Consider the following 16,756-nt stretch of genomic DNA (forward strand, 5'->3'; position numbering starts at 1 on the left):
AGACCGTCCACCACACCGCGAGCCGACGTCAGCCGTCCGGCCCAGACCCTCCGTCGCCACGCGAGCCGACGTCAGGCCGGCCCAGATGGAGACTCCGCGGCCGAGGCCCGCCGGATGGCCCGGGAAGGAGACGCGAGGCCGCGCCTCAGCCCCACGGCAGCCACGCCCGTACCTCGAACCCGCCCTCCGGCGTGTGGCCGTGCTCCAGGCGGCCGCCCGCCAGGGTCGCTCGTTCCGTCAGGCCGATCAGGCCCTGGCCGGAGCCGGGGACGGGGGGCACCTCGCCCTCGGGGAGCGGGTTGTGCACGCAGACCGTGAGGCCGGCGCCCGGCGCACCGGTGACGGTCACCGTGACCTCCGTGCCGGGCGCGTGCTTGCGGGCGTTGGTCAGGCCCTCCTGGGCGATCCGGTACGCGGTGCGGCCGACGGAGGACGGAACGATGCCGGCGTCGCCGACGCGTTGGTCGAGGGCCACCTTCATGCCGGCCTCACGCGACTCGGCGACCAGCGTGTCCAGCGCCGCGAGCGTCGGCTGCGGCCGCCCCGTGTCGTCCGGCTCCGCCGCTCGCAGCACGCCGATGATCTCGCGCAGGTCCTGGAGGGCCTCGTGCGCGCTCTCCCGGATGACACCCGCCGCCCGCGCCGTCTCCGCCGGGTGCGCGTCGGGCCGGAACTCCAGGGCGCCCGCGTGCACGCTCAGCAGGGTCAGCCGGTGGGCGAGCACGTCGTGCATCTCCCGCGCGATGGCCTCGCGGGCGAGCCGCTGCGCCTGCTCGGCCCGCAGCCGCGCCTCCGTCTCGGCTCGCCGGGCCCGGTCCCTGAGACTCACCATGAGCTGCCGCTTGGCCCGTACGAACATGCCCCAGCCGACGATCGCGACCGTGAGCAACGCGGCGAAAACCACGCTCACGAGATAGGGGATGTCCGGGTCGGGTCGCATCCAGTAGTACAGCGGGGCCATGGCCGCGTTGATGCCGCCCACCCAGGCCACGTACCGGAAGGGGCGGTGCACGGCGAGGGTGAAGAGGGCGATCAGACCCGCGCCGCCCGCCGTGTCCGAGACGAAGGTGACGGCGGTCATCGCCACGGCAAGCCCCAGCGGCCAGCGCCGGCGCAGCCAGACGGCCGCGCAGGCCAGCGCTCCGATCAGTTGGTCGACGACGGCCAGCCCTTCCGGGACATGGGGGTTGTCGTTGAGCGCTTCTACGGCGACCGCGCCCACCAGCACGGCCAGCAGGAAGCAGGAGAAGTCGACGACCCAGTCGCGGGCGGTACGCCGGGGCCGTCGCCCGGCCCGTGCGGCGTCGGGGTCGAGCTCGTGCAGGAGGGCGGAGGGGATGAACCATCTGCGCCCGGTGAACAGCGCAGGTGTCTCGCCCGTCAGCCCCGTCAGCACCGGGGAGGACCGCCCCGCGTCGTCACCACTCACGGTCGACAAATCTACGCAGGCCCGGGCCCGTTCACCTCACCCCGGCCGGAACGGTCGACCAAAGTCACCGCATCGCAGACCTTCGACGCGGCCGACCGGGTCCGGACCGGGACTTCCGTCCTCGGACTCCCGCCCCGCGGCCGATGCGCGTGGGGGATCCGCGGGGCGAGGCTGTCTGCCATGAAGCAGGTGCTGGAGATTCTCGGCTTCCTCGCCCTCGTCCAGGGCGTGGCGGGCCTGGTACACGAGTTCACCGACTGGAACTGGGGCCTCGTGCAACGACTGGGGTTCCTCGACGGCTACGAGATCTACGCGAGCGTCGCCCTGCTCGTGCTGGGCATCGCCCTGTTCGCGGCGGCGGGGAGCCGGAAGTCCGCCTGACGGGCCGGGCGGACTTCCGGCCGGCGTTCACGGACGTGGCCGCCCGGTCAGCAGCCGTAGTCGACCAGGTCGAACGACTCGTAGTGGTCGGCCGTGTAGTAGTCCTCCCGGTTCTCCTCACCGGTGACGATGCGCCGCGCACCGCGCGTGGAGGAGCCCGGGGTGATGACCGTGTACTCGTGGTAGTAGCCGGTCGACTGGCTCGGCAGGATGCCTTCCCGGTTCTGGAAGACGGTGCCGTCCTGTTCGAACGGGAAGGGGCCGCCCTGCTCGATCAGGTCGAGCGTGTCATGGGCCTGGGACGGCAGGTCGCTGTAGCAGATGTCACCGACGGCGGTGGGGGCCGCGTCGGCCGTGGTGGCGGAGACGGTACCGCCGACGAGGAGCGCGGACAGGAGGGCGGCTGCTGCGCCGAGTCGCGAGGCGCGTGGGGGGAAATTCATGCGCACATGATGACGCGCGTAGACAGTGGCATGTCAATGTCAAGCTCGGAGATTTTCCCGTCAAGTCCCGTGAGTTGGCGGTAAGTTAACCTGCCCTCCGGCGCCCTGACGCGCTGTTCACCGGAGTCGGTGAGGGCGCCGGGGCGAGGCGGCTACGCGTTCTCCGGCAGCGCGTACTCGCCGTACTGCGGGCGGCCCGCCACCTCGTACGTCCCGATCGAGACGCCCGTGCTGGTGACGCTCCCCCCGGCGTGCCGGAACGCGGTCGGTACGGCGCCCTCCGGGAACAGCCGGAACCCGGTGCCGAGCACGACCGGGAAGGTCAGCAGATGGAGCGAGTCGACCAGGTCGAGCGCCAGCAGGGACCGGACGAGGGCGCCGCTGCCGTGCACCTGGATCTCACCGTCGGTGCGCTCCTTCAGGGCCGTGACCTCCTTGGCGAGGTCTCCGGTGAGCACGGTGGTGCCGGCCCACCCCGGGTCCGTGAGGGTGGCGGACGGGACGTACTTCGGCAGCGAGTTGAGTTTCGAGGCGACCGGATCGGCGGGGTCGGTCACCTTCGGCCAGAACGTGCTGAAGATGTCGTACGTCCGGCGCCCCAGCAGGAAGGCGCGCGGACGTGCGAAGACCTCGCCGATGAACCGGCCGAAGTCCTCGTCGGCGTACGGGAAGCTCCAGCCGCCGTGGGTGAAGCCGCCGCGGGTGTCCTCGTGCGGGCCGCCGGGGGCCTGGTAGACGCCGTCGAGGGTGACGAAGAGGGTGGAGACGAGCTTGCCCATGGCGGGTGCCCTTCTGCTCGGAACGGTCGGGGTCTGTTGTCATCGGTTCAGACCCCGTGCGCACCCGCAACTCATCGCTCGCCCGGACGGCTCCCTCAGGTGGGGAACCGGAGGGGCCCACCTCGACGTCCGTTCACCGCCGGCACCGCAGTCGGTCGGCCGGTGGGATGGACCCATGACTTCTCAGGGAACTCCCGGTACTTCTCAAGGAACTCTCGACGGCAAGGTGGCTCTCGTGACCGGCGCGAGCCGGGGCATCGGCGCGGCCACGGCCCTGCGGCTGGCCCGGGAGGGCGCGGACGTGGCGGTCGGCTATGTGAACGGCAAGGAGGCGGCCGAGGACGTCGTACGGGCCGTGGAGGCGCTGGGGCGCCGGGCGGTGGCGGTACGCGCGGACGCGGCGGACGCCGCCGAGGCGGCCGGTGCCGTGACCGCGGCGGCCGAGGCGCTGGGCGGCCTCGACGTCCTGGTGAACAACGCGGGCGTGGGGGTGCTCGGGCCGCTGGAGACCCTCTCGCTCGCGGACGTGGACCGGGTCCTCGCCGTCAACGTACGCGGTGTCTTCCTGACGTCCCAGGCCGCCGCCGCGCGCATGCCCGAGGGCGGGCGGATCATCACGATCGGCAGTTGCATGGCCCAGCGCGTGCCGGGCCCCGGCGGGACTCTCTACGCGACCAGCAAGGCGGCCCTGGCCGGCATGACCAAGGCCCTGGCCCGGGAACTGGGCGGGCGCGGGATCACGGCCAACCTCGTCCTTCCCGGCCCGATCGACACCGACATGAACCCGGCGGACGGACCGTACGCGGCCGGCCAGGCGGCGATGACGGCGCTGGGGCGGTTCGGGACGGCCGACGAGGTGGCGTCGATGGTGGCGTATCTGGCCGGGGCGGCGTACGTCACCGGTGCGGAGTTCGCCGTGGACGGCGGGCACGCGGCGTGAGGCAGGGGCGCACCGGTGCTGTCGGGCCGGTGCGCCCCTCGGGGCGGGTCAGCCGCCCAGCTCCTGGTGACGCGCCGCGAGACGCCGCGCACCGTCCTCCGTCAGGGAGCCGAACAGCCGCAGCCGGGAGATGCCGCCGTCCGGGAAGATGTCCACGCGCGCGTGCGTGCCGACGGCCGGGTCCGGCAGGACGAAGCGGTGGTTGGTGTCGGGCTGGAGGCGGGTGCGGGGCAGGACCTCCCGCCAGTCGCCGTCCTCGCCGTCCCTGACCGACACCGAGGCCCAGCCGGCGCTGTTGCCCTTGAGGTACGCGGTGTCGATCTCCAGGGCGCGGATCCGGGACTGCGCGGCGAGCCGGTAGCGGATCCAGTCGTGGCCCTGGTCGCGGCGGCGCCGGGTCTCCCAGCCGTCGTCCATCTTTCGGGAGCGGCCCGGCTGGATGGTGTTGGTGGCCGGAGAGTAGAAGAGGTTGGAGGCGTCCTCGACCTGGCCGCCGTTCTCCAGGGCGACGACGTCGAAGGTGCCGAGCACCTCCAGCCACGCGGGGTCCGGGACGACCTCGCCGTACACGCGCAGTCGGGCGATGCCGCCGTCGGGGTGCTGGTTGACCCGCAGGTGGGTGAAGCGCTGCTCGACGGCGACGGAGAAACCGTTCGCGGCGTGGCCGCCGACCGGGGTGCGCGGGACCAGGGTCGTCCACTTCACGTCGTCCCCGAGGAGCTCCTCCGGCGACGGGGAGCCCGGCACGCAGGTGCCCTCGACGGACACGGCCTGCGGGTAGTTGCCGCGGAAGTGGGCGGTGTCGACGACGATCCCCCGGATCACGCCCGGGGCGCCGAGGCGGACCAGCGCCCAGTCGTGGTCCTCGGCGGTCGGCCACGGGTTCTCGCCCGACGCGCCCCGGCGGCGCCGCGTCTCCCAGCCGTCCATGATCTTGCCCTTGTGCCCGAAGTGCTCGGGGTCGAACTCGGCGCGCTCGGGCACCAGCAGGTTCTCGCGCTGGGCGAAGAACTCGTCGTTGGCGGCGATGACACCGGCACCGAGGCGCCGGTCGGCGAGGTCGGCGTACTGGGTGAAGGGGAAGTCGGCCGTGCGGTAGTCCGCGTACGGGTCGCCGCCTCCGTAGGGGTTCGCGTCGCCGGTGAAGCTGGGAATCGCCGTCACGATGATCAGTTCTGCCTTTCGGGGCCGGGATGGGGTTCAGTTGGTCCGGGTGAGGAGTCGCCCCTTCGGCTCGGTGAACTCGCCGTCCGCGACGATGCGCTGCCCGCGCAGCCAGGTGGACTTCACGACGCCGTACAGGGTCCGGCCCGCGTACGCCGTGACGTGGTTGCGGTGCTGGAGGGCCGCCGGGTCGACGGTGAAGGTCTCGTCGGGGGCGAGGACGGCGAAGTCGGCGTCGCGGCCCGCCGCGATGGCGCCCTTGCGGTCGTCGAGCCCGACGAGTTCGGACGTCCGTGTGGACATCCAGCGGACCACGTCCTCCAGGCCGTGTCCCCGCTCCCGGGCCTCGGTCCACACCGCGGGCAGGCTCAGCTGGAGTCCGGAGATGCCGCCCCAGGCGGTCGCGAAGTCGTCGGTCTTCAGGTCGGCGGTGGACGGGGAGTGGTCGGTGACGACACAGTCGATGGTGCCGTCGGCCAGCGCCTGCCAGAGCAGGTCCTGGTTGGCGGCCTCGCGGATCGGCGGGCAGCACTTGAACTCGCTGGCGCCGTCGGGGACTTCCTCGGCGGTGAGGGTCAGGTAGTGGGGGCAGGTCTCCACGGTGATGCGGACGCCCTCGGCCCGCGCCTGGGCGATCATCGGCAGGGCGTCGCTGGAGGACAGGTGCAGGACGTGCACCCGGGCGTCGAGGGCCTTGGCCTCGCGGATGAGCTGGGCGATGGCGGTGTCCTCGGCGTCCCGGGGGCGGGAGGCGAGGAAGTCGGCGTACCTGGGGCCCGGCCGCTGCGGGGCGGAGGCGAGGCGGTGGGGGTCCTCGGCGTGCACGATGAGGAGGCCGTCGAAGGCGGCGATCTCGGCCATGGCGCGGGCGAGCGGGTCCCGTTCGAGGTGCGGGAACTCGTCGACGCCGGACGGCGACAGGAACGCCTTGAAGCCGAAGACGCCGGCCTCGTGCAGCGGGCGCAGGTCCTTCACGTTGTCCGGCAGGGCGCCGCCCCAGAAGCCGACGTCGATGTGCGCCTTGTCGGCGGCGACCTGCTGTTTGGTCCGCAGGTGCGCGACGGTCGTGGTCGGCGGCAGGGAGTTGAGGGGCATGTCGACGAGGGTCGTGATGCCACCGGCCGCGGCGGCGCGGGTGGCGGTCCAGAAGCCCTCCCACTCGGTGCGGCCGGGGTCGTTGACGTGCACGTGGGTGTCGACCAGGCCGGGCAGCAGGACGTGGTCGCCCAGGTCCTCCAGGCGGGCGGCCTCCGGTACGGGTGCGTCGTACGGGAGGACGGCCGTGATCGTGCCGGCGGCGACCGCGACCGATGCGGCGCGCGTCCCCTCGGGAGTGATGACACGCGTCGAGCGGAGCACCAGTTCAGCGTCGGACACCCGAACCCCTTACATCCACTTGCTTCCAGTTACTTCCGCGTAACGGAATTCAACTTTCTGTTGAAGGAGTCTTCACCCCCTCTCCCGCGCCCGTCAAGGGCACACTGGACTCCTGCGCCCAGCATGCGACTACTCCTGGATGTTTCCACAAAGCGGAATTACAATTCCAGCACGCAGAACGTAGCTACGTACAAGCGAGGAGTCAACCGACTGCCGGGTAGGCTTCTGCTCTTCCGCCAGTCCCGAAAGGAACGCGACGTGCCGACGTCCAGCGCCAGCACCACCGACTCCGCCCGGTCCTCCGCCAACGGCGGGGTCCAGTCCCTGGAGCGCGCCTTCGACCTGCTCGAACGGATGGCGGACGCGGGCGGCGAGGTCGGCCTGAGCGAGCTGTCCGCGAGCAGCGGCCTGCCCCTGCCGACCATCCACCGCCTGATGCGCACGCTGGTGGCCTGCGGATACGTACGGCAGCAGCCCAACCGTCGGTACGCGCTCGGCCCGCGCCTGATCCGCCTCGGCGAGTCCGCCGCCCGGCTGCTGGGCACCTGGGCGCGGCCGTACCTCGCCCGGCTGGTCGAGGAGACCGGCGAGACGGCGAACATGGCGCTGCTGGACGGGGACGAGATCGTCTACGTGGCGCAGGTGCCGTCGAAGCACTCGATGCGGATGTTCACGGAGGTCGGCCGGCGCGTGCTACCGCACTCGACGGGTGTGGGCAAGGCCCTGCTCGCCGGTTTCCCGCCGGAGGAGGTGCGGGCCCTGCTGAACCGTACGGGCATGCCCGCCGCGACGGAGAAGACGATCACGACGCCCGACGGGTTCCTCGCGGCGCTGGAGGACGTGCGCCGGCAGGGCTACGCGATCGACGACAACGAGCAGGAGATCGGCGTCCGCTGCCTGGCGGTCTCGGTGCCCGACTCCCCCACGGCGGCGGCCATTTCCATCTCCGGCCCCGCGGGCCGGGTCACGGAGGCGGCGACGGAGAAGATCGTCCCGGTCCTCCAGCAGGTCGCCGGCGAACTGTCGGAGGCCCTGGCCACCCAGAGCCCCGCGTAAGGGACTGACACCCCGGGCCGATCGGACGCGAGGCGCCTCACCCCAGGACCGACGGATTCCCGCAGCACCTCACGACACGGCCGAGCGGCCTCGGCGACGCGCGCCGCGGGGTTCGGACGGGACACCGGAGCCACCCCGCGCCAGGACCGACGAACTCCTCAGCGCCTCACGGCCCGACCGGGCGGACCACGCAACACCTCGCGACACAGCCAGGCGGACGCGGACGCCCGGATCGCCCCGCGACACGGCCGCCGCACGCCGGGGTTTTCCGGTCGACATGGCCCCCGGATCCTTCGCGCCCCGTCGGCACGGCCGGCGTACGCCTGGCACGCCCCATAGGCGTGCCCCTCCGGCTGCTTGGAGAGCTGGAAGGAGGCCCGGGCCTCCAGAGCCCGGACCCGACCGCCCCCCGCCCCAGGGGGTGACCGCACCCGCTAGCCCTGCCCCCGCACCGGCCCTACGAAGAGGTCGACGGCGCGGCGGACCTCCGCCAGTTCCGGCGAGAGGGCGCTCACCGAGCCGATCGCGCCTGCGATCAGCAGGAGGGAGCGGCGCAGCCGTGGGATCTCGGGGGTGCCGTCGGCCGCCATCGCATTCAGGGCGGCCAGTTCCTCCTCGGCGATGGTCCGGTCGGCGAACTCGCCGGGATGCGCGGCGAGCCGACGGCGCAGCCGGGCGACGGCGGAGCGCAGCTCCGTCACGCGCGGATCCTCGTCGCCGCTGGTCACAGGCCCCTGCCGCCTCTGCTCAACGCTCCGCAACACAGTCCTCCCCCTCGCACTCCGTCGTGCGCGTGCCCTTCCGACGCGATGTCCCCCACACCGGGCGCCGGTCGGCCGCCCGGCCGGTCGGTGCGGGCGACAGTAAACGACACGGGCCACCAGGCGCCAGTCCATTGCGTCATCGACTTGCTCCGCTGCGTAACTTCTCGGCCCGAGGTCGTGCGGTATGCAGGATCCATGACGACACGGGAGACGACGAAAAGGACGCGTGCGGTTGCGGGGGTGCTGCTCGCCGCCGGGGGCGGGCGGCGGCTCGGCGGGCGCCCCAAGGCACTGCTCACCCACCGGGGGCGGCCACTCGTGGAGCACGCGGTGCGGGTGTTGCGCGAGGGCGGCTGCGAGCGGATCCACGTGGTGCTGGGCGCGCGAGCCGACGAGGTGCGCGCACGGGCCTCATTGCCGGGCTGCGTTCTCGTCGGCAACCCCGACTGGGAACAGGGCATGGGGACGTCCCTGCGGGCCGGCCTGGACTCGCTGGCCGGCACGGGCGCGGCGGCCGCCCTGGTCTCGCTCGTCGACCAGCCCGGTATCGGCCCGGAGGCGGTGGCCCGGGTGCTCACGGCGTACGAGGGCGAGGAGTCGCTGGTGTCGGCCGCGTACTGCGGAGTGCGCGGCCATCCGGTGCTGTTCGGCGCCGCCCACTGGGCCGGCATCGCCGCGACTGCGACCGGGGACCGGGGGGCACGCGCCTATCTGCGGGAGCGCGAGCCGGGGATCAGGCTCGTCGAGTGCGGGGACGTGGCCCGGCCCTTCGACATCGACACGGAGGCCGATCTGATCCACCTTGAGTGATCGACGTGGCACGGAGAGCCACCTTGCCTCGACCCGGAGAATCTCGACATCAACAGACGATTGAACTTCCACCATGAGGAAACTAGTATCCACTGTTCAGAAGCGCCCGAGGCCCCCGCGGGCGCCGAACGCCGTATCCGGGAAGACTGGCACCCGGTGCCGAACCGCCGGTTCGTCTTCGTAGCTCGCTGAAGGAAGTGACAGTTCATGTCCGCACCAGCGCCGTCCCCGCTGGCCATCGTCGACGCCGAGCCCCTGCCCCGGCAGGAGGAGGTCCTCACCGAAGCGGCGCTCGCCTTCGTGGCCGAGCTGCACCGGCGGTTCACGCCCCGGCGTGACGAGCTCCTCGCCCGCCGCGCCGAGCGCCGTGCCGAGATCGCCCGCACCTCCACCCTCGACTTCCTCACGGAGACCGCCGCGATCCGCGCCGACGACTCCTGGAAGGTCGCCCCGGCCCCCGAGGCCCTGAACGACCGGCGGGTCGAGATCACCGGCCCCACCGACCGCAAGATGACCATCAACGCCCTCAACTCGGGCGCGAAGGTGTGGCTCGCGGACTTCGAGGACGCCTCCGCGCCCACCTGGGAGAACGTGGTCCTCGGCCAGCTCAACCTGATCGACGCCTACACCCGCACCATCGACTTCACGGACCCGAAGTCGGGCAAGTCGTACGCCCTGAAGGCCAACGAGGAACTGGCCACGGTCGTCATGCGCCCGCGCGGCTGGCACCTGAACGAGCGTCACCTCGTCGACGCGGACGGCACCCCGGTGCCCGGCGCGCTCGTCGACTTCGGCCTGTACTTCTTCCACAACGCCAAGCGCCTGCTGGGCCTGGGCAAGGGCCCGTACTTCTACCTGCCCAAGACGGAGTCGCACCTGGAGGCCCGCCTCTGGAACGAGATCTTCGTCTTCGCGCAGGACTACGTCGGCATCCCGCAGGGCACCGTGCGCGCGACCGTGCTGATCGAGACGATCACGGCCGCGTACGAGATGGAGGAGATCCTCTACGAACTGCGCGACCACGCCTCCGGGCTGAACGCGGGCCGCTGGGACTACCTGTTCTCCATCGTCAAGAACTTCCGGGACGGCGGCGCCAAGTTCGTCCTGCCGGACCGCAACGCGGTGACCATGACGGCCCCGTTCATGCGCGCGTACACCGAACTCCTCGTCCGCACCTGCCACAAGCGCGGCGCCCACGCGATCGGCGGCATGGCGGCGTTCATCCCGTCCCGCCGGGACGCGGAGGTCAACAAGGTCGCCTTCGAGAAGGTCCGCGCCGACAAGGACCGCGAGGCGAACGACGGTTTCGACGGCTCCTGGGTCGCCCACCCCGACCTCGTGCCGATCGCCATGGAGTCCTTCGACAAGGTCCTCGGCGACAAGCCCAACCAGAAGGACCGGCTGCGCGAGGACGTCGACGTCAAGGCGGCCGACCTGATCGCCATCGACTCGCTGGACGCCAAGCCGACGTACGCGGGCCTGGTGAACGCCGTGCAGGTCGGCATCCGCTACATCGAGGCCTGGCTGCGCGGACTCGGCGCCGTCGCGATCTTCAACCTGATGGAGGACGCCGCCACCGCCGAGATCTCCCGCTCCCAGATCTGGCAGTGGATCAACGCGGGCGTCGTCCTCGACAACGGCGAGAAGGTCACCGCCGACCTGGCCCGCAAGGTCGCCGCCGAGGAACTGGCGAACATCAAGGCCGAGATCGGCGACGAGGCCTTCGCGGCCGGCAACTGGCAGCAGGCCCACGACCTGCTGCTGACGGTCTCCCTCGACGAGGACTACGCCGACTTCCTGACGCTCCCGGCGTACGAGCAGCTCAAGGGCTGACCTGGTCCGCGGACGGCTTCTCCGAGTGGCCCAGGGTCTTCCCCGGGGCCACTCGGTCGCGTACGGCCCGCTTCACGGCCGTCGGCTCGGGGAAGCCGTGCTCGCGACGGTCCCAGACGACCTCGTCGCCGACGCGCACGACGAACACCCCGCCCGTGCCGGGCTTCAGCGCGAGCTCGGTCAGCTCGGCCTCGAAGGTCGTGAGCAGTTCCTGCGCCAGCCAGGCCGCGCGGGGCAGCCAGCGGCACTGGGTGCAGTACTCGATCTCGACACGGCCACTCATCCGAGGTGCACCGACCAATCCTGTTCGGCCGCGGGCTTGCCGTGCAGGTCGGGGACCTGCCTGAGCCACGCGGGGCGTCCTTGCTGGTTACGAGCCGTCCGGCGGGCCTCCTCGGCGGCGAGTTCCTCCCGGCCGGGGAAGTCGGTGGGCAGCCAGGCCCCGGAGGCCCGCACGCGCGCGTGCAGGTACGACACGTACGCCTCGCGTGCCTCCTGCGCGGTGGCGAAACCCGGCTCGTCCGCGAGCCAGGCGTCCGGGACCTCCGCGAGGATCCGGCGCAGCAGGTCCTCGGTCACCTTGGGAGCGAGCTCGGCGTCGGCGGCCGGGACGTCGGGCCCGTAGTGGCCGAGGGCGTGGTGCCGGAAGTCGTAGGCCTTGGCGGGGTCGGTGCCGTCCCAGCGGTGGTGGAAGACGAGCGCGGCACCGTGGTCGATCAGCCACAGGCGCGGGGGCGCGACGCCCAGGGTGGGCCAGACCATCAGGTTGGAGCTGTGCACCGTGCGGTCGACGTTCACCGTCAGGGCGTCGAGCCAGACGATCCGCCCCGCCTCCAGGGGATCGACGGGGAAGACCCTCCCGATCTCCGGCGTGAAGTCCCGGGCGCCCGGCAGGTAGTCCATGCCGAGGTTCACGCCCGCGCTGGCCGCGTGCAGGTCCCGTACCTCCTGATGCGGCTCCCCCTGCGCGATCGACGGGTCGAAGTGCACCAGCACCAGCTCGGGGAAGCGCAGTCCGAGGGCGCGGGCCAGCTCCCCCACGATCACCTCGGCGACCAGCGCCTTGCGGCCCTGCGCGGAGCCGGTGAACTTCACGACGTACGTGCCCAGGTCGTCGGCCTCGACGACGCCGGGCACGGAGCCGCCGGAGCGCAGCGGCTCTATGTAGCGGGTTGCGAAGACCTCTCTGAGCATTGTCCGGGCCACCCGCCTCTTCGTCCGCCCCTGGCCTCCGGCCTCCGGCATGAAGTGAGCATAGTAACCGAGGGTGACACTTCGGGGAGTCCGGTGATCTTGTTCCAGACGGACTGCGGGGTGCGCTCCTGGCTATCTGTTCGCCCCGCGCCAGCCGGGCGCCGGCCGCCGCGACTTCGTCGGCCACGCGGGCGAGGACATCGAGGTCGGCCGCCCCTGGTGGTCCGGCGGTCGATGCGGGGTCGAGTACGAGCAGTGCGGTCGCCGATGACACACGCGTGGCCGATCAGCGGGGCTGCCGAGGTCAGCTTCATCTCGATCGCGGTGGGCGACATGTTCTTGCCCGCGGCGTGAGGTCCTCGCTGCGGTCGACGATCCAGAGGAACCCGTCGTCGTCGACGCCAGCGATGTCTCCGGTGTGCGCCACCCGTCGGGATCGGTCGCCTCGCGCGTCGCCTCCGGCATGCCCCGGTAACCACACATCACCATCGGCCCGCCTCGAGCCCCAGGCGCTTCCGGATGCCCATCGCCAGGTTGTCATCGGCGCGGGCCGACCTGCATGACCTGCTGCATCTCCGCCACCGTCGTGACGGTGTTGGCGTACGTCATGAACGCCGAGTAATTCCAGAGATCTGGGGTGCCTTTGTGATCGGGCCACCGCGGGTGAGAGTCCGCTCTTGCGCCCGGCGAGGTCGGGTACTCGGGAGCGGCAGGCGGAGAGCCGACCCGGCACGACCGGACGTCGCGCGCGGTCAACGGCTCAGGAAGGCGGTTTCCCCCGATGACTCGCACTCCTTTCGACGCCTCCGGGGCGGATGATGTGGCCGGGCTGGCGGAGGCGCTGAGCGAGGAGGTGGACGCCGAGGTCAGGTTCGACGCGGGCAGCAGGGGCGCCTACGCGACCGACGGCTCCAACTACCGGCAGGTGCCGATCGGTGTCGTGGTGCCTCGTACGGTGGAGGCCGGAGCTCACGCCGTGCAGGTGTGCGCCCGCTTCGGCGCCCCGGTGCTGTCGCGGGGCGGCGGCACCAGCCTCGCGGGCCAGTCCACGAACACGGCCGTGGTGATCGACTGGAGCAAGTACTGCAACAGGCTGGTCTCCGTCGATCCCGCCGCACGGACCTGCGTGGTCGAGCCGGGGATCGTCCTGGACGCGCTCAACCAGCGACTCTTCGACCACAGGCTCCAGTTCGGGCCGAAGCCCTCGACGCACAGCCACTGCGCCCTGGGCGGCATGATCGGCAACAACTCGTGCGGCGCGTCCGCGCAGGCCTACGGCAAGACCGTCGACAACGTGCGCCGCCTGGAGGTGCTCACCTACGACGGCGTCCGGATGTGGGTCGGGCCGACCTCGCGGGCCGAGCGGGCGCGGATCGCCGCGGAGGGCGGCCGGCGCGCCGAGTTGTACGCCGGCCTGGACGGCATCGTCAGCGGGTATCTCGGCGACATCCGGCGCGGCTATCCGAAGATCCCGCGGCGGGTCTCGGGCTACAACCTCGACTCGCTCCTGCCCGAGAACGGCTTCGACGTGGCCAGGGCCCTGGTCGGCAGCGAGGGCACCCTGGTGACCGTGCTGCGCGCCGAACTCGACCTGGTGCCGGTGCCGGCGTACCAGTCGCTGCTGGTCCTCGGCTACGACGACATCTGCACGGCCGCCGACGACGTCCCCCGACTGCTGGAGCACTGCGCGCCCGGCCAGTTGGAGGCCCTCGACGGGCGCATGGCCCAGCTGATGCGCGAGGAGGGCGCCTACCTGGAGTCCCTGAACACCCTGCCGGAGGGCGAAAGCTGGCTGATGCTGCAGTTCTTCGGCGACAGCCAGGACGCCGTCGACGAGCAGGCGCATGCCCTGCTGGGCGCCGTCGGCCGGTCCGAGAAGGACCGCACTGTCGCCTTCTCCGACGACCTGGAGCGCGAGCAGCGGATGCTCAAGGCCCGTGAGGCGGGGCTCGGCGTCACCGCCCGTCCGCCCGACGACCGGGAGACCTGGGAGGGCTGGGAGGACTCGGCCGTCCCACCCGAGCGGCTCGGCGACTATCTGCGGGACCTCCAGCAGCTGTTCGAGGAGTTCGACTACGACCACCCGTCCCTCTACGGGCACTTCGGACAGGGCTGTGTCCACACCCGCATCCCGTTCGCGCTCACGACCGCCGAGGGCGTGGCCGACTTCCGGCGCTTCGTGGAGCGGGCCGCCGACCTCGTCTCCTCCTACGGCGGCTCCCTGTCGGGCGAGCACGGCGACGGCCAGTCCCGGGGCGAGCTGCTCACGCGCATGTTCGGCGAGCGACTCGTGACCGCGTTCGGCGAGCTGAAGGCGCTGTTCGACCCGGGCAACCGGATGAACCCGGGCAAGGTCGTCGACCCCAACCCGGTCGACGGGCAGCTGCGCCTCGGCCCCTCCTGGCACCCGGCCACACCCGCGACGCACTTCGGCTTCCCGGAGGACGACCACTCCTTCGACCGGGCCGTGATGCGCTGCGTCGGCATCGGCAACTGCCGCAGCCACTCCGGCGGCGTCATGTGCCCCTCCTACCGGGCCACGAGGGAGGAGGAGCACTCCACACGAGGCCGCGCCCGGCTGCTGTTCGAGATGCTCGGCGGCCACGCCGACTCCGCCGTCACGGACGGCTGGCGCTCCACCGAGGTGCGCGATGCCCTCGACCTGTGCCTGGCCTGCAAGGGCTGCAAGTCGGACTGCCCGACCGGTGTCGACATGGCCACCCTCAAGGCGGAGTTCCTCTCGCACCACTACGAGGGGCGGATGCGCCCCGCGGCCCACTACTCCATGGGCTGGCTGCCCGTGTGGGCGCGCCTGTCCCGGATCGCCCCCGGAGTGGTCAACAGTGCCCTGCACGCGCCCGGTCTGGCCCGGGCCGGCAAGCGGCTGGCCGGCGTGGACGCGGCCCGTCAGGCACCCGTGTTCGCCCGGCAGTCCTTCCTCCAGTGGTGGCAGCGGCGCGACACCGAGGAGCCCGACCCGGCCGATCCGCGCACCGTGCTGCTGTGGCCCGACACCTTCAGCACCTACTTCCACCCCTCCGTCGCCATCTCGGCCGTACACGTGCTGGAGGACGCCGGTTTCCGCGTCGCCGTGCCCGCCAAGCCGGTGTGCTGCGGCCTGACCTGGATCTCCACCGGCCAACTGCCCCGCGCGCAGAAGGTGCTGCGCCGCACCCTCGACGTGCTCCGGCCCCATCTGGAGGCGGGCACCCCGGTCATCGGCCTCGAACCGTCCTGCACCGCCGTCTTCCGCGCCGACGCCCCGGAGCTGATGCCCGGCGACCAGGACGTGCAGCGGCTGGCCGGGCAGGTCCGCACCTTCGCCGAGCAGCTCGTCCGGCACGCGCCCGACGGCTGGCAGCCACCAGGTCTGGCTCGTCGGGCGACGGTGCAGACCCACTGCCACCAGCACGCGATCATGAAGTTCGACGCCGACCGGGAGCTCATGCGCCGCGCCCGTCTCGACGCCGATGTCCTCGACGAGGGCTGCTGCGGCCTCGCCGGCAACTTCGGTTTCGAACGCGGCCACCACGAGGTGTCCATGGCCGTCGCGGAGCAGGGCGTCCTGCCCGCCGTCCGCGCGGCGGAGCCGGGCAGCCTGCTGCTCGCCGACGGCTTCAGCTGCCGCACCCAGATCGAACAGGGCGGCACCGGACGGCGTGCCCTGCACCTGGCCGAAGTACTGGCCCGCGGTCTGGAGGGCACGCTCCCGGCCGGGCAACCGGAACGCCTGGCCGTGCGCCCCGAGCGGCCCTCCCGCGCGGCCCGGTGGACGGCCACCGCCGGCGCCACCGCCCTCACGGCGACCGCCGCGACGGTGGCCGGCCGGGCCGCCCTGCGGTCGCTGCGGCGCCCTTAGGGGTCCTTGCGCTCATATTGCAAGGACCCCTTGGTCCCGCCCCGCACGCACCACCGGAAAGGTCTTCGAACAGCGCCCCGCTCCCCCGGCGACGGCATTCCCCGTACCCCGAATGTTCCCTCTTGCCGAAAAGCACCTGATCGCCCCGGCTCGGTAGCATGCGGCGCATGGCCATCAAACTCGAGAACGTGGGCATCGCCGTTCGCGACCTCGAAGCAGCGATCTCCTTCTTCACCGACCTCGGCCTCACGGTCGTCGGCCGTGACACCGTCAGTGGTGAGTGGACCGACACCGCCGTCGGCCTTGATGGCAATCACGCCGACATTGCGATGCTCCAGACGCCGGACGGTCACGGTCGCCTCGAGCTCTTCGAGTACATCCACCCCGAGGCGATCGAGTCGGAGCCCACTCGTCCCAACGAGATCGGCATGCATCGCGTCGCCTTCTCGGTCGACGACATCGACGAAGCCCTGGAGACGGCCGCGAAGCACGGATGCCGTCCGCTGCGCGGTGTGGCGACCTACGAGGACGTCTACAAGCTCACGTACGTCCGCGGTCCCAGCGGCATCCTTGTGATGCTCGCCGAGGAGCTGAAGAAGAGCTGACGGTCGCGGGCGGCGGTGACTGCCCCGCGGATGTCGCGATGCCGCGGTGCGAGCCGAGCGGCTTTCGGCCCGGGCGGAACCGGAGAGCCGGTCGCCGTCCCCTCGGACCGGGAAACACGGCT

The 16,756-nt window shown here is 71.9% G+C and carries 15 protein-coding genes; 7 read left to right on the forward strand and 8 right to left on the reverse strand.

What is annotated here, in order from left to right:
- Positions 1-145: 145 nt before the first annotated feature.
- Entirely contained in the window at positions 146-1,363 is a 1,218-nt protein-coding gene (locus GTY47_RS04295) for a histidine kinase (RefSeq protein WP_078602813.1), read from the reverse strand.
- Between the two features lie 246 nt (positions 1,364-1,609).
- Between GTY47_RS04295 and GTY47_RS04300 the strand changes: the two genes are divergently transcribed.
- The gene (locus GTY47_RS04300; RefSeq protein WP_010038960.1) at positions 1,610-1,810 is read left to right on the forward strand and encodes a hypothetical protein; all 201 of its coding nucleotides are present in this window, start codon (positions 1,610-1,612) and stop codon (positions 1,808-1,810) included.
- A 47-nt stretch (positions 1,811-1,857) separates the two neighbouring features.
- On the opposite strand, the gene GTY47_RS04305 is transcribed toward GTY47_RS04300, so the two are convergent.
- Positions 1,858-2,253, reverse strand: a complete 396-nt coding sequence (locus GTY47_RS04305) for a ribonuclease domain-containing protein (protein ID WP_010038962.1) — start codon at positions 2,251-2,253, stop codon at positions 1,858-1,860.
- Between the two features lie 152 nt (positions 2,254-2,405).
- Complete coding sequence (locus GTY47_RS04310) at positions 2,406-3,032, reverse strand: dihydrofolate reductase family protein (protein WP_010038965.1); 627 nt, start codon at positions 3,030-3,032, stop codon at positions 2,406-2,408.
- 175 nt (positions 3,033-3,207) lie between these two features.
- On the opposite strand from GTY47_RS04310, the gene GTY47_RS04315 reads away from it, so the two are divergent.
- Entirely contained in the window at positions 3,208-3,972 is a 765-nt protein-coding gene (locus tag GTY47_RS04315) for an SDR family oxidoreductase (RefSeq protein WP_040903037.1), read from the forward strand.
- 48 nt (positions 3,973-4,020) lie between these two features.
- Here the strand turns inward: GTY47_RS04315 and alc are convergent, their stop codons facing one another.
- Positions 4,021-5,136 (reverse strand): allantoicase, encoded by a 1,116-nt coding sequence (gene alc, locus GTY47_RS04320; RefSeq protein WP_010038969.1) that lies wholly within the window; start codon positions 5,134-5,136, stop codon positions 4,021-4,023.
- Between the two features lie 36 nt (positions 5,137-5,172).
- A complete protein-coding gene (allB, locus tag GTY47_RS04325) occupies positions 5,173-6,513 on the reverse strand; it encodes an allantoinase AllB (RefSeq protein WP_010038971.1) in 1,341 nt (446 codons plus the stop codon).
- A 258-nt stretch (positions 6,514-6,771) separates the two neighbouring features.
- On the opposite strand from allB, the gene GTY47_RS04330 reads away from it, so the two are divergent.
- Positions 6,772-7,569, forward strand: coding sequence for an IclR family transcriptional regulator (locus GTY47_RS04330; protein WP_010038972.1), 798 nt, complete (start codon positions 6,772-6,774; stop codon positions 7,567-7,569).
- 434 nt (positions 7,570-8,003) lie between these two features.
- Here the strand turns inward: GTY47_RS04330 and GTY47_RS04335 are convergent, their stop codons facing one another.
- Complete coding sequence (locus GTY47_RS04335) at positions 8,004-8,333, reverse strand: DUF5955 family protein (protein WP_078602808.1); 330 nt, start codon at positions 8,331-8,333, stop codon at positions 8,004-8,006.
- A gap of 195 nt (positions 8,334-8,528) precedes the next feature.
- Here GTY47_RS04335 and GTY47_RS04340 point away from each other — a divergent pair, with 195 nt between their 5' ends.
- A complete protein-coding gene (locus GTY47_RS04340) occupies positions 8,529-9,143 on the forward strand; it encodes a nucleotidyltransferase family protein (RefSeq protein ID WP_029181114.1) in 615 nt (204 codons plus the stop codon).
- 207 nt (positions 9,144-9,350) lie between these two features.
- Positions 9,351-10,976 (forward strand): malate synthase A, encoded by a 1,626-nt coding sequence (aceB, locus tag GTY47_RS04345; protein ID WP_010038978.1) that lies wholly within the window; start codon positions 9,351-9,353, stop codon positions 10,974-10,976.
- Here the strand turns inward: aceB and GTY47_RS04350 are convergent.
- A complete protein-coding gene (locus GTY47_RS04350; RefSeq protein ID WP_010038979.1) occupies positions 10,966-11,259 on the reverse strand; it encodes a SelT/SelW/SelH family protein in 294 nt (97 codons plus the stop codon). The two genes, aceB and GTY47_RS04350, sit on opposite strands and share 11 nt — an antisense overlap.
- Positions 11,256-12,170: a HipA family kinase gene (locus GTY47_RS04355; protein ID WP_010038980.1), complete on the reverse strand. Its 915-nt coding sequence runs from the start codon at positions 12,168-12,170 to the stop codon at positions 11,256-11,258. Before GTY47_RS04355 ends, GTY47_RS04350 begins: the two co-directional genes overlap by 4 nt.
- Before the next feature lie 781 nt (positions 12,171-12,951).
- On the opposite strand from GTY47_RS04355, the gene GTY47_RS04360 reads away from it, so the two are divergent.
- Both GTY47_RS04360 and GTY47_RS04365 read left to right on the forward strand, forming a co-directional pair.
- Entirely contained in the window at positions 12,952-16,029 is a 3,078-nt protein-coding gene (locus GTY47_RS04360; protein ID WP_040903038.1) for an FAD-binding and (Fe-S)-binding domain-containing protein, read from the forward strand.
- A 167-nt stretch (positions 16,030-16,196) separates the two neighbouring features.
- Entirely contained in the window at positions 16,197-16,634 is a 438-nt protein-coding gene (locus GTY47_RS04365; protein WP_010038985.1) for a VOC family protein, read from the forward strand.
- The last annotated feature ends 122 nt before the right edge of the window (positions 16,635-16,756 follow it).

The organism is Streptomyces sp. SID5464, from assembly GCF_009862985.1.
In the GTDB taxonomy this organism is placed as follows: Bacteria; Actinomycetota; Actinomycetes; order Streptomycetales; family Streptomycetaceae; genus Streptomyces; species Streptomyces chartreusis_D.

Bases quoted from the DNA above. Each gene is read 5' to 3' on its own strand.
- GTY47_RS04355 (WP_010038980.1), bottom strand. From the start codon at position 12,170: ATGCTCAGAGAGGTCTTCGCAACCCGCTACATAGAGCCGCTGCGCTCC.
- GTY47_RS04340 (WP_029181114.1), top strand. From the start codon at position 8,529: ATGACGACACGGGAGACGACGAAAAGGACGCGTGCGGTTGCGGGGGTG.
- GTY47_RS04300 (WP_010038960.1), top strand. From the start codon at position 1,610: ATGAAGCAGGTGCTGGAGATTCTCGGCTTCCTCGCCCTCGTCCAGGGC.
- GTY47_RS04365 (WP_010038985.1), top strand. From the start codon at position 16,197: ATGGCCATCAAACTCGAGAACGTGGGCATCGCCGTTCGCGACCTCGAA.
- GTY47_RS04305 (WP_010038962.1), bottom strand. From the start codon at position 2,253: ATGAATTTCCCCCCACGCGCCTCGCGACTCGGCGCAGCAGCCGCCCTC.
- GTY47_RS04310 (WP_010038965.1), bottom strand. From the start codon at position 3,032: ATGGGCAAGCTCGTCTCCACCCTCTTCGTCACCCTCGACGGCGTCTAC.
- aceB (WP_010038978.1), top strand. From the start codon at position 9,351: ATGTCCGCACCAGCGCCGTCCCCGCTGGCCATCGTCGACGCCGAGCCC.
- GTY47_RS04360 (WP_040903038.1), top strand. From the start codon at position 12,952: ATGACTCGCACTCCTTTCGACGCCTCCGGGGCGGATGATGTGGCCGGG.
- GTY47_RS04350 (WP_010038979.1), bottom strand. From the start codon at position 11,259: ATGAGTGGCCGTGTCGAGATCGAGTACTGCACCCAGTGCCGCTGGCTG.
- GTY47_RS04315 (WP_040903037.1), top strand. From the start codon at position 3,208: ATGACTTCTCAGGGAACTCCCGGTACTTCTCAAGGAACTCTCGACGGC.